Raw genomic sequence first — 13,432 nt, forward strand, 5'->3', positions numbered from 1 at the left:
ATCCATCTTTCCCGGTTCATGAAGTTCATCCTTCACGAATAGATGGAGCGAATCGTTCCCTGTAAAGGCTTTTACACAATCATGCAGCAAAAGGCGTTCGGTTTTTTTGAGAAAAAGCCAAATCCATTCGGTTGGAAAGCTAACGGCAAATGTAAGAGAATAAAAATTAGTTTTATTATATCATATAAAATGTCAAATATTATGACTTTTTGTCCTTTTTTGCGATCATATTTGACAATTCAAATGGATTGTGGTAAAAACATGTATATCCTAAAATGAATGATTTAAGCGATGACAGGAATGAGTAGTGTTTATCTCCCTGTTTCAGAGAGCTGGTGGTTGGTGTGAACCAGTGCAAAGGTAGACGCGAATTACCTCCTGGAGCTTCTTTTGCGAACGGCTCTGCGAATGCTCAGTAGCAAAAGACGGTGAGAGGCCGTTATCCAAACAAGCGAGGGAGCAGAATGCTCTCTAAGTAGGGTGGTACCGCGATCAACACTCGTCCCTTCAATATGGAGGGACGAGTTTTTAATTTTTATGGAGAGGTGAAGCGCATGAATTTACTTCATGAATTAGAGTGGCGTGGGCTTATCAATCAAGTCACAGATCACGAAGGACTAGAAAAATTATTATCTGAAGAGAAAATCAGCTTATATTGCGGATTTGATCCGACAGCTGATAGCCTGCATATCGGCCATTTATTACCGATTTTGACTTTAAGAAGATTTCAGCAGGCAGGACATTTTCCTATTGCGCTCGTTGGTGGAGCAACCGGCCTCATTGGTGATCCAAGCGGAAGGAAAAGCGAGCGCTCATTGAACGAAAAAGAGATTGTACAGCAATGGAGCGAAAAAATCAAAGAACAGCTATCTCGCTTTTTAGATTTTGATACGGCGGAAAATCCAGCGAAAATTGCGAACAACTATGACTGGACTCGTTCTTTGGATGTTATTTCGTTTTTGCGGGATGTCGGAAAAAACTTTGGCTTAAACTACATGCTTGCGAAGGAATCTGTTCAATCGAGAATTGAAACGGGCATTTCCTTTACAGAATTCAGCTATATGATTTTGCAATCCTTTGATTTCCTAAAGCTATATCAAAATGAAAATTGCAGGCTGCAAATTGGCGGAAGCGACCAATGGGGGAATATTACAGCAGGATTAGAATTAATCCGCAAGACGGAAGAAGAAGCGAAGGCATTTGGCTTGACGCTTCCTTTAGTCACGAAGGCGGATGGAACAAAGTTTGGTAAAACGGAAAGCGGCGCTGTCTGGCTTGATAAAGAAAAGACGTCTCCATATGAGTTTTACCAGTTCTGGATTAACACAGATGATCGGGATGTGATCAAATACTTGAAATATTTCACATTCTTAACAAAAGAGGAAATTGAACAGCTAGAGAAGGAATTACAGGAAGCGCCAGAAAAACGCACAGCGCAAAAAGCATTGGCGGAGGAAGTGACAAAGCTTGTACATGGAGAAGAGGCGCTGCGGCAAGCCATTAAAATTTCCGAGGCCTTATTTAGCGGCAGCATTTCTGAGTTGACAGCAGATGAGATTAGACAAGGATTCCATGATGTTCCATCATTCGAGTATACAGGAGAAGCAGAGGAAGTGTCTCTTCTTGAACTTCTTGTCACGAGCGGAATTGTTTCATCGAAACGACAGGCGCGTGAGGATTTAACAAATGGCGCGATTTATGTGAATGGCGAAAGGGTCCAGGATGTGAATAAAGTCTTGACAAAAGAGGACCGTGTGGAAGGACAGTTTACCGTAATCCGACGCGGTAAGAAAAAGTACCATTTGATCCAATATAAATCATAGTAAACAAAATCCCTCTGGAATACTCCAGAGGGATTTTTCACATTAACGAGAGTAGAACTCAACGATCAATGCCTCGTTAATTTCAGCTGGCAGCTCAGAGCGTTCAGGGAAACGAGTGTATGTTCCTTCTAATTTTTCAGCATCTAATGTTAAGTAATCAGGAACGAAGTTGTTAACCTCTAACGCTTCTTTAATGATTTGAAGGTTGCGAGATTTTTCGCGAACAGAAATAGTTTGTCCTGGTTTCACGCGATACGATGGAATATCTACACGGCCTCCATTTACTAGAATGTGGCCATGGTTCACTAATTGGCGAGCTTGACGACGTGTACGCGCAAGGCCTAAACGGTAAACAAGGTTGTCAAGGCGAGATTCAAGAAGAATCATGAAGTTTTCACCGTGTTTACCAGCCATTTTTCCAGCTTCGTCAAATGTTTTGCGGAATTGGCGTTCATTTACACCGTACATATGACGGAGCTTTTGTTTTTCTTGCAATTGCAAGCCGTACTCAGATAGTTTTTTACGTTGACCTGGACCATGTTGGCCTGGTGGGTAAGGACGCTTTTGCAATTCTTTACCTGTACCGCTTAATGAGATGCCAAGACGGCGAGAAATTTTCCATGTTGGACCTGTATAACGAGCCATAATGCTCCTCCTTTTGCTTTTATTTTAGGTAAAATAAAAGCAGACGTGAATCAACAATTAAGGCCATTTTGTTTTCATGTATCCTCGCTCTAGCAGCTAAGAGTTACACGATACACCTCTTGACGAAGAGGAACAAAATGAACCAATAAAGGTGACCACATAGGCTGCTATATTTTACACAAACGATATTATATGATTTTTATAAAATAAAGTCAACCTCAACATTTTATTTCTTTATAGTCCGTTCGTATGGTATAATAAAAGATGTAATTTTTTGAAAAAAACTTTCACTCTTTTCAATAAATGGCGGTGTTTTTGTTACAGAGACAAGACTATAGATGCAGGTGAATGGAATGATGAAAATAGAGGAGAAAGAGGCGTATACAGCTTTTAAAGAAAAGTTTTTTGATTGGATGCTGTCGTATGAGGAGTACGACCATTTTTCAAAAGTTATGATGCACTTGCTTCTATTGCTGAAGCAGGAGTTTATGCTAGAGGAAGCCACGCTGTTTTTATTTGATCCTTTTAAAAAAGTCTTTTATCCCGAAGTTACGACAAAAGAAGGAGAACCTTTTTACGACTTTTTACCTAATATCAAATTTCACGAAGATAGCTCGATGAAAAAAGTCCATGTTTATGAGCGCGATAAACAATATACAGCTGCACAAATTGTTCTTTGGCATTCTGAAGAGTTTTTAGGGGTTTTGCAGCTTATCTATATAAAGCGGCAATGGAGCCTTTCGTTTCTCGAACAAATTGAAGCGGACTTTTCTCGGTTGTTTAGCAAAATGAAGAAATTTTCGCGAGGATTGGGAGAGGAAAGAAGATATGAGCTCCTTCACCATTTCACAACTAAAATTCATGCATCAATGAAAATTGAAGATGTTTTGGAAGAAATTATCGAAACATTGCAAGAAGTCTATCCTTCGTTTACATACTATTTGTTTTTGTCCCACGATCATCAATATCATGACCGCTTGCCAATCAAAACAATTATGTTTGAAGATGCCGATGAAAACATGGGAGCCATGCAGGCATTTTTAACCGGAAAGGTTCAAATTGAGGATTCTATTGCTCTTCAGCGATCTATTTTGTATGCACCGATCAAAGGTGCGCAAGGTGTTTATGGAGTTATTGAAATTATTGCACCACATATTATGGAGTTCCCGAAAAGTGAAATTAATTTCATTTCATTGTTGGCAAATACTGCGGGAAGCGCGCTTGAGAACGCGAAGTTGTACGAGCAGTCACGCAGGCTTGTTGCCGATTTGCAGTTGATTAACGAAACGATGCATTGTTTGAATGCTAATTTGCGCTTACAGGACGCTTTGGAATTTATGGTCAAACAGATTAAGCTTTCATTTGGTGCCGAAGAAGTCGGTTTCTTTTTGTTTGATTCTGATAAAAAAAAGCTACAGCCTGGAAGTACACCCTTTTTCCGCACGCGTCAAGGGAAAAAGTATGTTGAATTTGTTTCAAAACGAATTCGGACAGAACGGGACATGGTGTTTTTAGGAGAGGCTAAAATAGACGCATCGTCATCCGCCCCTGTTTTTCGTTCGCTAATGGCTGTTCCAATGGTGCAAAACAGAGTATTAAAAGGAGTCGTCATCGTTTTGCATCGTCAGCCTTATTATTTTACATTTGAAATGTTTAAGCTGCTTCAATCATTGATTCATCATTCCACGTTGGCTTTCGCCAATGCTATGCTGCGGGAGGAATTGGAAAGCCTCGTAGTGACCGATTATTTGACCAAATTGTATTCCCGTCATTATCTAGATGAACAGCTCCAAAAATCGATGGAAAGAGATGCGTTCGGTACGTTTATTTTAGTGGATATCGATAATTTTAAAGAAATCAATGACACATACGGACATCAAACGGGAGATGCTGTCATCATCCAAGTAGCAGATATTATTAAGCAAAACATTCGCGAAAGCGATATTGGCGCTCGCTGGGGAGGAGAAGAGCTGGCTATTTATTTGCCAAAAGTCGGTCTTACAAAAGGCATTTCTGTTGCCAATCGCCTTGCGATTAAGGTGAGAGAGGAAACCCATCCTTCCGTCACTGTTTCCTGTGGTGTTTCTTATTGGAAAAAAAATCGTCATGAAGAAGCGACCGAATTGTTTAAACGGGCTGATGAAGCCCTTTATATGGCCAAACGGTCAGGAAAAAATTGCGTGTTTGTTAAAGATTATCATCATCAGTATAAGGCATAAAAGGAATCCTAATTGATACATGGATTCCTTTTATGTGCTTGGTGGGGATCATGACAAAGAATCGGCTAACGTCTCTACAAATTTCTCTAAAAAGTGCTGATCGATTTCGTCAAAACGATTTTTGATTGGACTGTCGATATCGAGAACGCCGATTAATTTTCCATTCTTTATGATAGGAATGACGATCTCCGATTGAGAGGCGGCATCGCAGGCGATATGTCCTGGAAATTGATGAACGTCAGGAACGCGCTCTGTTTGCTGATTTTTTGCTGCTGTTCCGCACACTCCCTTGCCAAATGGAATACGTACGCATGCTGGAAGCCCTTGAAATGGACCTAATACTAGCTCTTCTTCTTCTGCTAGATAAAAGCCGACCCAATTCACTTCATCTAAAAATTGATACAACAAAGCTGAAGCGTTGGCTAGATTAGCAATGACATTGCTTTCTCCTTCCATTAGCGAGCGCAGCTGCTTAATCACTAAATGGTAATTTTCTTCTTTAGTTCCGTTATAAGTGATGGCATGAAACAATAAGATCGCTCCCTTCGTTGTTGTAATATTTAGGGGGATATAGCCGTCATTTGATGCATTAACATGGATCCCCCAATGAGCAGATGATGCTCTTGTTTTGCTGCGGTGATCACGGCAAGCCATTGACTGTTTTTTTACCTGAAAAGCGTTTATACGCATGATTGCCCTACTAGCAGGCGACAAAAAAGAGAAGGGAGGGCCAACCTTGTTTAATGGATGACGTTTCTTCCTATGTTCGATAGTATGAATAAAAAATCATACTGATGTCGGATTGATTACAATCAATTTTTCTGCTGAAATATGAAATCAGTTTTTATAGTATCCATGCATCTTGAGGATTTAATGGTAGTCTTAGAAAAAAAGACGGTCGAAGCTAGGCTCACTGACTTTCTAAACACGCGACAAAAGTTCATGCCACCCGTCTTCAGACCTATACGAAATGGTTTCGCTGCCGGCCATCTAGTGGCTAAAAAACAATCCGAACCCGTGATGCTAGTTATGACATGCAACGATGATCGATAACGCTTGATCCCTCAACATATGCTCTTATGTGAGCAGTCGATGATCGGGTGAACGAAGCAAGTTACCAACTTGTCTCCCGACCGTGCGTTTTTGCAGGCACCGATTGTTTAATCTTTAAGTTGCATGAATAGAAATTGGATATGCGCTTATTTTATGACGATAGAAAAAGAATTTCAAATAAAAAGCGCTTGAGCCATCATCATGTCTCTTCCTTGATGAAGATCGCCGGCACAATGAGCATCCGAACCGTAAATCAGTGGAATGTTTCGCTTGATGGCTTCAGCAACAACCCAATGAGGCGGATAAGGTTCTTGACAGAGCGGCTTTTTCACTCCTGCTCCATTGTAGTCTATTTCATAACGTCGGCGTTGAATTTCGTCAAGAACAGACAGGATGTGCTCCTTCAGTGAAACGGAACAAGGAAATTGTTTTTGAAACTTTTGAATTAATGTCATATGGCCAATTCGTCTTGGTTTATACGGGCCAAGATCAGCAGCAATAGATTGCAACAGTACTTGGTAATAGGCTTCGTATACGCGGTCAATCGAGCCGAAAGCTTGAATGATCTTAGAAAACATATCAGCGCTATAATCAATGCAAACATATTGATCATCAAGCGGGAGAAAGTGTACAGATAAAATGCTATCATCCAGTTCAGGACCGATTGTTTCAAGGAAACGGGCTGTTTCTTCTTCATAACCAGCAATAAAATCAACTTCAAGTCCCACCCGAATCGTAATGTCGCTTTTATAGCGATACTTTAAATTTTGCAATGTGACCAAATAGCTTTCGAGCTGTGATAATGGCATTGCACTGTCTTGAGCGGGAACAGGATCGACAAACGTTGCTGGTAATGGAGCATGCTCGGTAAATGAAATATCTTTATATCCGAGTTGGATCGCTCGTTCGATATATTGCTCAAATGAATCGCGGCTGCCATGCGGACAAAACGGCGTATGAATGTGCCCATCGCGCAAAATAGACTCCCCCTGTTCGCTTTTATAGTGAAAAAAATGAAGATTTCTGTAAAAAAAATTAAAAATTTTGGTCAAAAAGTGTCGTTAACATGGTATCATAAAAACATTAAAAAAACATTATTTCAATGCTTTTGCCTTCTCGATAAACCACTCTTTATTTTGAATCGACTAACTCGGGTGCAAGGGGGCTCTTTATGGAAATTGTAATTGTGATTTTACTCCTCAGTAGCGGGGGGATGATATATAACTATATTTACAAAAAGAAAATCTATCGTGAGATTGATCGATTGGAAGCATGGAAAATCGCCATTATGAATCGTCCTGTCACGGATGAGCTTTCGAAAGTAAAGCAGCTGAATATGACAGGGGAGACAGAGCAGCTATTTGAAAAATGGCGTCAGCAATGGGATGACATTGCAGCCGTTCAGCTTCCTGCAGTGGAAGAAAGGCTGTTTGATGCGGAAGAATTTCTTGAAAAATATCGCTATACGAAAGCGAAAGGTGTGCTGCGCGAGATTGAACAAACGCTCCGAAAAGTAGAAGAGGATATCCAGATCATCCTCTCCGAACTGAACGATCTTATTGGCAGCGAAGAACAGAATCGAGCAGAGATCGAGCAGCTTAAAGCGGCTTATCGAGAAACGAAAAAAACGCTGCTTGCTTATCGTCATACATTTGGAGCGGCTGAGGAAAAGCTAACGGAAAAAATGGAAAGCGCCCATGCTGAATTTCAAAAATTTGAGGAGCTGACCAGCTCAGGAAATTATTTAGCGGCGAGAGAAGTAGTAATTGGCTTAAAAAACGAGCTGAGTGAGTTGGCGCAAATGCTTCAGGATATTCCTGTGCTGTTAAATGAATGCGAGACAGCGATTCCGGCACAGCTGACTGAACTTCTAGATGGGTATAGAGAAATGAAGGAAACGGGCTATATTCTTGAACATCTTCAAATTGAGCAGGAAGCCGCTGAGAAGCAAGAAAAATTAAAGCAATATATCAGCTATATTCACGATCTTCGCATTGAAGAAGCGAAGCAAGGAATTGAAGAAATAAAAGAAGAAATTGATACTCTTTACGATCTGCTCGAAAAAGAAGTGTTTGCACATCAATATGTGCAAACAGAAATCCCTCATATTGAAGAGCAACTGCATCATTTAAGCGAAGAATCAAAACAGACGGAAGCAGAAACGTTATTTGTTCAGCAAAGCTACCATTTGTCTGCTCAAGATCTTGAAAAGCATCGCAGCATTGAAAAACAAATTCAGCACCTTGTCAAACGCTTTGCGTTAATTCAAGATCGAATGGCGGGAGAACAAACCGCGCATTCCGTCATTAAAGAGGAGTTAGAGCAGCTTTTTGCCCAAATCCAAACAATGAAAGAAGAGCATGAACAGTTCCGGGAAATGCTTCAAGCTTTGCGCAAGGATGAGCTGGCTGCACGCGAACAGCTTGAGTCGATGAGAAAAAAGCTATCGGAAGCGGTTCGTTTGGTAAGAAAAAGCCGGTTGCCGGGACTTCCAGAAGCTTATAAATTGCAGCTCGATGAAGCAAAGGCGCTTTTGACGAAGGTGGCTTTGCGTCTGAACGACAAGCCCCTGAATATGGAGGCTGTCAATCAAACGCTTGCAGAAGCGTCAATTTTAGTAGAACGCGTATGTGAACGCACATTTGTCATGCTCGAGCAGGCGGATCTGGTGGAAAAAGTCATTCAATATGGAAACCGTTACCGCCGTCGGCATCCATCCGTAAAAGAGGGCTTAGAAGAAGCTGAAATGCTATTTCGAAATTATGATTATGAGCAAGCGCTTGAACAAGCGGTAGCGACGGTTGAAAAAATCGAACCCGGCGCATTGGAACGTGTCCGCCAGCTTCTTACAGAAAAAGAAGAGCTGAAGCAAAAAATATGACAAGAGAAATCGATAAATGATATGGTAGACAAAGTTTATATTGGCTTTGTCTACCACTGTTTTCATTCCATTTTGTCTTTAGGTTATTTTAAAAACGTTGGACAGATAAGGAACGCCCGTCGGGCGAAGAGGCGAATCAAAACAAGTCGTTTATGAGAGCGGACAAGCAAGGCGAGTAATGCGGGATGAAAACGTTTGTCAGCAGGGGGCCGATAAATATCTTTACCTGAGATATTTATCGGTTTTTTCGTGAATAATGTAATTGCAGTTCAACGATTTTATTTTTATTATTAAAGACGGATTATTTTTAGGAACATGCATCGGCATCATGATTTTAAAGGAGGAATGGCCGCCGTGATTTATTTGGACAATAGCGCTACAACAAAGCCATTTCCTGAAGCAATCGATTCATTTATGACGGTTGCTACAAAATACTTTGGCAACCCTTCTTCACTTCATGAGCTTGGAATGAAAGCGGAAAGGCTGCTTGAGCAATCAAGGGAACAGACGGCTTTTTTGTTAGGAGTTAAACCGAATGAAATCATTTTTACGTCTGGAGGAACAGAAGCCAATAATTTTGCTATTAAAGGTGCTGCGATCCAGTATCGCCAGCGTGGGAACCATATTATTACAACAATGATTGAACATCCATCAGTGACTGAGCCATGCAGACAGCTTGAACAAATGGGATTTGAAGTAACATATTTACCGGTGAATGAAAAAGGGATCATAGACATAGACGAGCTGGCTCGCGCGATTCGCGAGGAGACGATTCTCGTTTCCGTCATGCATGTTAATAATGAAGTGGGAGCGATCCAGCCGATTGAGCAAATTGGTCAGCTGCTTAAGCAACATCCGAAAATCATTTTTCATGTTGATCATGTACAAGGAGTGACAAAAGTTCCTCTTGATTTAAAAAAGGCGCATATCGATCTATGTACGATGTCCGCCCATAAATTTCATGGTTTACGTGGAGCAGGAATTTTATACCTTCGCAACGGCATTCGTCTATCTCCTCTTTTAGCAGGGGGAGGTCAAGAACTACAAATGCGGTCAGGCACTGAAAATGTCGCAGCGATTGTGGCGATGACAAAAGCGCTACGTTTGTCATTTGCTGCCTTTGAACAAAAAGCCGCTTATTTGTTCGCTCTAAAAGAACGCTGGATACAAGAATTAGCAAAAATAGCAGATATTCAGCTGAATACGCCTGCTGATCATTCCGCTCCTCATATTATTAATTTTTCACTTAATGGCTTGAAGTCTGAGGTTTTTGTGCACGAATTGGAAAAACAACATATTTTTGTTTCTACAACATCGGCTTGTTCCTCAAAAAAGCGCACACCGAGCAAAACGTTGATGGCCATGGGAGTGGATCAACAAAAAGCCGAAAGCGCTGTAAGAATTAGCCTATCATATGAAAATAAGCTGGAAGAAATTCCTGTGGCGATTCACGCCATTCAACAAGCCATTCAAAAATTAAAAGAAGTGACGAGGTAGAGAACATGAAATATGATCGTATTTTAATCCGCTACGGAGAAATGTCGACAAAAGGGAAAAACCGCAATCGTTTCGTTGTCCGTTTGAAGCAAAATATTGCGAAAAAATTAGCCTCATTTTCAAACATAAAAATTGAATACATGAGAGACCGGATGTACATTTTATTGAATGGTGAACCGCATGAAAAGGTTATGGAACAGTTAAAAACGGTATTTGGAATTCAATCCTTCAGTTTAGCCATCAAATGCGAAAATGATATCCAGCAGATTCGAGAAGCAGCATTAACAGCTGTTCAACAAAATGAATATGAAGGAAAAACGTTTAAGGTAAGTGCTAGACGAGTGGATAAACAGTTTCCCATCGGAAGCAACGAGCTTAACTATGAAATTGGCAGCCACATTTTGCGAAATACGCAAAATTTGACGGTGAACGTTCATCAGCCAGACATTCATGTTCGTGTAGAAGTACGAAAGGATGGAACGTATGTAACATGTCATGATGTTCCGGGAGCGGGCGGTCTTCCAGTGGGGACGAGCGGAAAAGCCATGCTCATGTTATCAGGAGGAATTGACAGTCCAGTTGCCGGGTACTTAGCGATGAAGAGGGGGCTAGAAATTGAAGCCGTTCATTTTTTCAGCCCGCCGTTTACAAGTGAACGAGCTAAGCAAAAAGTGATTGATTTAGTTAAAAAGCTCACGAAGTTTGGCGGCAAAATCAAGCTGCATATCGTTCCGTTTACAGATATCCAGCAGACCATCCATCGCCAAGTACCAGACGGTTATTCGCTTATTTCATCAAGAAGAATGATGCTAAAAATCACCGATTTATTGCGAAAAAAACATAATGGCTTAGCGATTGTGACGGGGGAAAGCCTTGGTCAAGTAGCAAGCCAAACGCTTGAAAGCATGTTTGTCATCAATGATATGACAACAACGCCTGTGCTTCGACCGCTCGTTTCGATGGATAAAACGGAAATTATTGAATTAGCGAGAAAAATTGATACACATGATATTTCTATTTTGCCGTATGAGGATTGCTGCACCATTTTTACTCCAAGCTCACCAAAAACAAGACCGAAGCGAGAAAAAGTGGCTTACTATGAAAGCTTTATCGATTTAGAGCCACTTATTGAAACGGCGGTCGCCAACACAGAAACATTGGTCATTGATGAGGCATTTACGTCAGCTGATGAGTTTGAGAACTTATTTTAACATACTCCTCCAAGAAGCCTTCCATCTCTAAACCAAGCGTAGGTGGGGGAGGTTCATATATAACATGTGCATATCATAGGATTTGTATATAAAAATTACCAAAAATCTAAACGCATGATTCGCTGTGTTTTCACACACTCTATAGATACAAGGGAGGTGAAAACACATGGCACGCAATAACAACTCTAATCAATTGTTAGTGGCTGGAGCTCAACAAGCTCTTGATCAAATGAAATATGAAATCGCTCAAGAATTTGGCGTAAATCTTGGTGCTGACACAACTTCTCGTGCTAACGGTTCTGTTGGTGGAGAAATTACAAAACGTCTTGTTGCTATGGCGCAACAACAATTAAGTGGAGCACACCCTACTCAATTTTAATTAAATATTATGGCTATGAAGGCGGGAATTTTTCCCGCCTTTATTATTTCAAAAAATTATTCAAAAAATTCTAATTGTTTTGTATAATTTACTTTGAGAAAAGAAGTGGGGGGATGAGGAGAATGAACCGTGAAGATTTAATTGCGCCTAAGCAATATAATTTAACTTCTGAAATTGAGGCACACGCCAAGCGAGCTCCTGAGAGAATCGCGTTAAAATGGGAGAATGAAGAAGGGCATAAAAAGGAAATTACGTATGAGGAGCTTCTCAAAAGAACGAATCAAATTGGAAACGCTTTACTTTCTGCGGGTCTTCATCAAGGAGATAAGGTTTTGATTATGGTACCGCGCTTAATTGAAGCGTATGAAGCTTATTTAGCAGCATTAAAAATTGGGGCCGTCGTTATTCCAAGTTCAGAAATGCTGCGCACAAAAGATTTGCAGTATCGTATGTCACATGGAGAGGTTAAGGCTGTGATCGTTTATGAACCATATGTCCAACAGTTTGGGCCCATTCAACATATGGACGGCATTTTGAAATTTGTCATTGGCGATCGCGAAGAGGAAGGCTGGATTCATTTGATGAAATTAAGCGAATCGCAAAGCGGTGAATTATTCGCAGCCAATACGTCTCGTGACGATATGGCATTTTTATCGTATACGTCGGGGACAACAGGAAATCCAAAAGGGGTTGTCCATACGCACGGCTGGGCTTATGCCCATTTACGTACGGCAGCAAAGAACTGGCTATGTATTGAAGAGAATGATGTTGTTTGGGCGACGGCAGGACCTGGATGGCAAAAATGGATTTGGAGCCCGTTTTTATCGGTGCTCGGTTCAGGAGCAACGGGATTTGTCTATTACGGACGATTTGAGCCAGAAAAGTATTTGCAGCTTTTAAGCAAATATGAAGTCAATGTTCTTTGCTGTACACCAACGGAATATCGCTTAATGGCAAAAGTGCCGACAATCGGCCAGTATCAGTTGCCGCACTTGCATAGTGCCGTATCTGCTGGAGAACCGTTAAATCGGGAAGTGATTGATACATTTGCCAAGCATTTTAACATACAAGTACGCGACGGATATGGACAAACAGAGAATACGCTGCTTGTTGGTGTGATGAAGGGAATGGAAATAAAGCCAGGTTCCATGGGAAAACCGACACCGGGGAATCGTGTCGAGATTGTTAATGAAAATGGGGAGCCTTGTCAAGTTGGAGAAGTAGGAGATATTGCGGTTCATATTGAAACACCGGCTCTGTTTAAGCATTATTATAAAGATCCTGAACGGACAGCCATGCAGTTTCGCGGCGATTATTACATTACGGGAGATAAAGCGAAAAAGGATGAGGACGGTTACTTTTGGTTTGAAGGTCGCGGTGACGATATTATTATCAGCTCGGGCTATACGATTGGACCTTTTGAAGTGGAAGACGCGCTTGTTAAGCATCCAGCTGTCAAAGAGTGCGCTGTTGTTGCCAGCCCAGACGAGATACGCGGACATGTCGTGAAGGCGTTTATTGTGCTGCGTGAAGGCGTGGATGCGAGCGATCCGTCGCTTATTCCAGCTTTGCAGGAGCATGTTAAGCAACTAACCGCACCATATAAGTATCCTCGCAAAATTGAGTTTATTGAAGAATTGCCGAAAACGACATCCGGAAAAATTCGCCGTGTTGAACTGCGGGAGCGGGAAATGAAGCTAGCACAGCAAAAATAGCGAAGCAGC

The 13,432-nt window shown here is 41.2% G+C and carries 10 protein-coding genes and 1 other annotated feature; of the genes, 7 read left to right on the top strand and 3 right to left on the bottom strand.

Annotation, left to right across the window (positions count from 1 at the left end; genetic code table 11):
• Window positions 1–282: 282 nt before the first annotated feature.
• Window positions 283–510, top strand: a binding site (T-box leader).
• Between the two features lie 44 nt (window positions 511–554).
• Entirely contained in the window at window positions 555–1,823 is a 1,269-nt protein-coding gene (gene tyrS, locus GFC28_RS16365) for a tyrosine--tRNA ligase (protein ID WP_044745912.1), read from the top strand.
• Between the two features lie 42 nt (window positions 1,824–1,865).
• Here tyrS and rpsD read toward each other — a convergent pair whose 3' ends face one another.
• On the bottom strand, window positions 1,866–2,468 hold the full coding sequence (gene rpsD / locus GFC28_RS16370; protein ID WP_044745913.1) for a 30S ribosomal protein S4: 603 nt from the start codon (window positions 2,466–2,468) through the stop codon (window positions 1,866–1,868).
• A 356-nt stretch (window positions 2,469–2,824) separates the two neighbouring features.
• Between rpsD and GFC28_RS16375 the strand changes: the two genes are divergently transcribed.
• A complete protein-coding gene (locus GFC28_RS16375) occupies window positions 2,825–4,687 on the top strand; it encodes a sensor domain-containing diguanylate cyclase (RefSeq protein WP_044745914.1) in 1,863 nt (620 codons plus the stop codon).
• 48 nt (window positions 4,688–4,735) lie between these two features.
• Here the strand turns inward: GFC28_RS16375 and GFC28_RS16380 are convergent, their stop codons facing one another.
• Both GFC28_RS16380 and hisJ read right to left on the bottom strand, forming a co-directional pair.
• A complete protein-coding gene (locus tag GFC28_RS16380) occupies window positions 4,736–5,218 on the bottom strand; it encodes a GAF domain-containing protein (RefSeq protein WP_044745915.1) in 483 nt (160 codons plus the stop codon).
• A 695-nt stretch (window positions 5,219–5,913) separates the two neighbouring features.
• Window positions 5,914–6,717, bottom strand: coding sequence for a histidinol-phosphatase HisJ (gene hisJ, locus GFC28_RS16390; protein ID WP_044745917.1), 804 nt, complete (start codon window positions 6,715–6,717; stop codon window positions 5,914–5,916).
• Window positions 6,718–6,911: 194 nt separating this feature from the next.
• Between hisJ and ezrA the strand changes: the two genes are divergently transcribed.
• The 5 genes from ezrA (at window position 6,912) to mbcS (ending at window position 13,423) form a co-directional block, all read left to right on the top strand.
• Entirely contained in the window at window positions 6,912–8,621 is a 1,710-nt protein-coding gene (gene ezrA / locus GFC28_RS16395) for a septation ring formation regulator EzrA (RefSeq protein ID WP_044745918.1), read from the top strand.
• Window positions 8,622–8,975: 354 nt separating this feature from the next.
• The gene (locus GFC28_RS16400) at window positions 8,976–10,118 is read left to right on the top strand and encodes a cysteine desulfurase family protein (RefSeq protein ID WP_044745979.1); all 1,143 of its coding nucleotides are present in this window, start codon (window positions 8,976–8,978) and stop codon (window positions 10,116–10,118) included.
• 5 nt (window positions 10,119–10,123) lie between these two features.
• Window positions 10,124–11,329, top strand: coding sequence for a tRNA uracil 4-sulfurtransferase ThiI (gene thiI / locus GFC28_RS16405; protein WP_044745919.1), 1,206 nt, complete (start codon window positions 10,124–10,126; stop codon window positions 11,327–11,329).
• Window positions 11,330–11,495: 166 nt separating this feature from the next.
• A complete protein-coding gene (locus GFC28_RS16410; protein ID WP_044745920.1) occupies window positions 11,496–11,708 on the top strand; it encodes an alpha/beta-type small acid-soluble spore protein in 213 nt (70 codons plus the stop codon).
• A 122-nt stretch (window positions 11,709–11,830) separates the two neighbouring features.
• Window positions 11,831–13,423 carry an acyl-CoA synthetase MbcS gene (mbcS, locus tag GFC28_RS16415; protein WP_044745921.1) on the top strand — a complete coding sequence of 531 codons (1,593 nt, stop codon included), beginning with the start codon at window positions 11,831–11,833 and terminating at the stop codon, window positions 13,421–13,423.
• The last annotated feature ends 9 nt before the right edge of the window (window positions 13,424–13,432 follow it).

Source organism: Anoxybacillus sp. B2M1, from assembly GCF_001634265.1.
GTDB lineage: Bacteria > Bacillota > Bacilli > Bacillales > Anoxybacillaceae > Anoxybacteroides > Anoxybacteroides rupiense.

What these genes read in the sequence shown, in the direction of transcription:
- GFC28_RS16375 (WP_044745914.1), top strand. Translation starts at nt 2,825, where the DNA reads ATGAAAATAGAGGAGAAAGAGGCGTATACAGCTTTTAAAGAAAAGTTT.
- tyrS (WP_044745912.1), top strand. Translation starts at nt 555, where the DNA reads ATGAATTTACTTCATGAATTAGAGTGGCGTGGGCTTATCAATCAAGTC.
- ezrA (WP_044745918.1), top strand. Translation starts at nt 6,912, where the DNA reads ATGGAAATTGTAATTGTGATTTTACTCCTCAGTAGCGGGGGGATGATA.
- thiI (WP_044745919.1), top strand. Translation starts at nt 10,124, where the DNA reads ATGAAATATGATCGTATTTTAATCCGCTACGGAGAAATGTCGACAAAA.
- GFC28_RS16410 (WP_044745920.1), top strand. Translation starts at nt 11,496, where the DNA reads ATGGCACGCAATAACAACTCTAATCAATTGTTAGTGGCTGGAGCTCAA.
- mbcS (WP_044745921.1), top strand. Translation starts at nt 11,831, where the DNA reads ATGAACCGTGAAGATTTAATTGCGCCTAAGCAATATAATTTAACTTCT.
- rpsD (WP_044745913.1), bottom strand. Translation starts at nt 2,468, where the DNA reads ATGGCTCGTTATACAGGTCCAACATGGAAAATTTCTCGCCGTCTTGGC.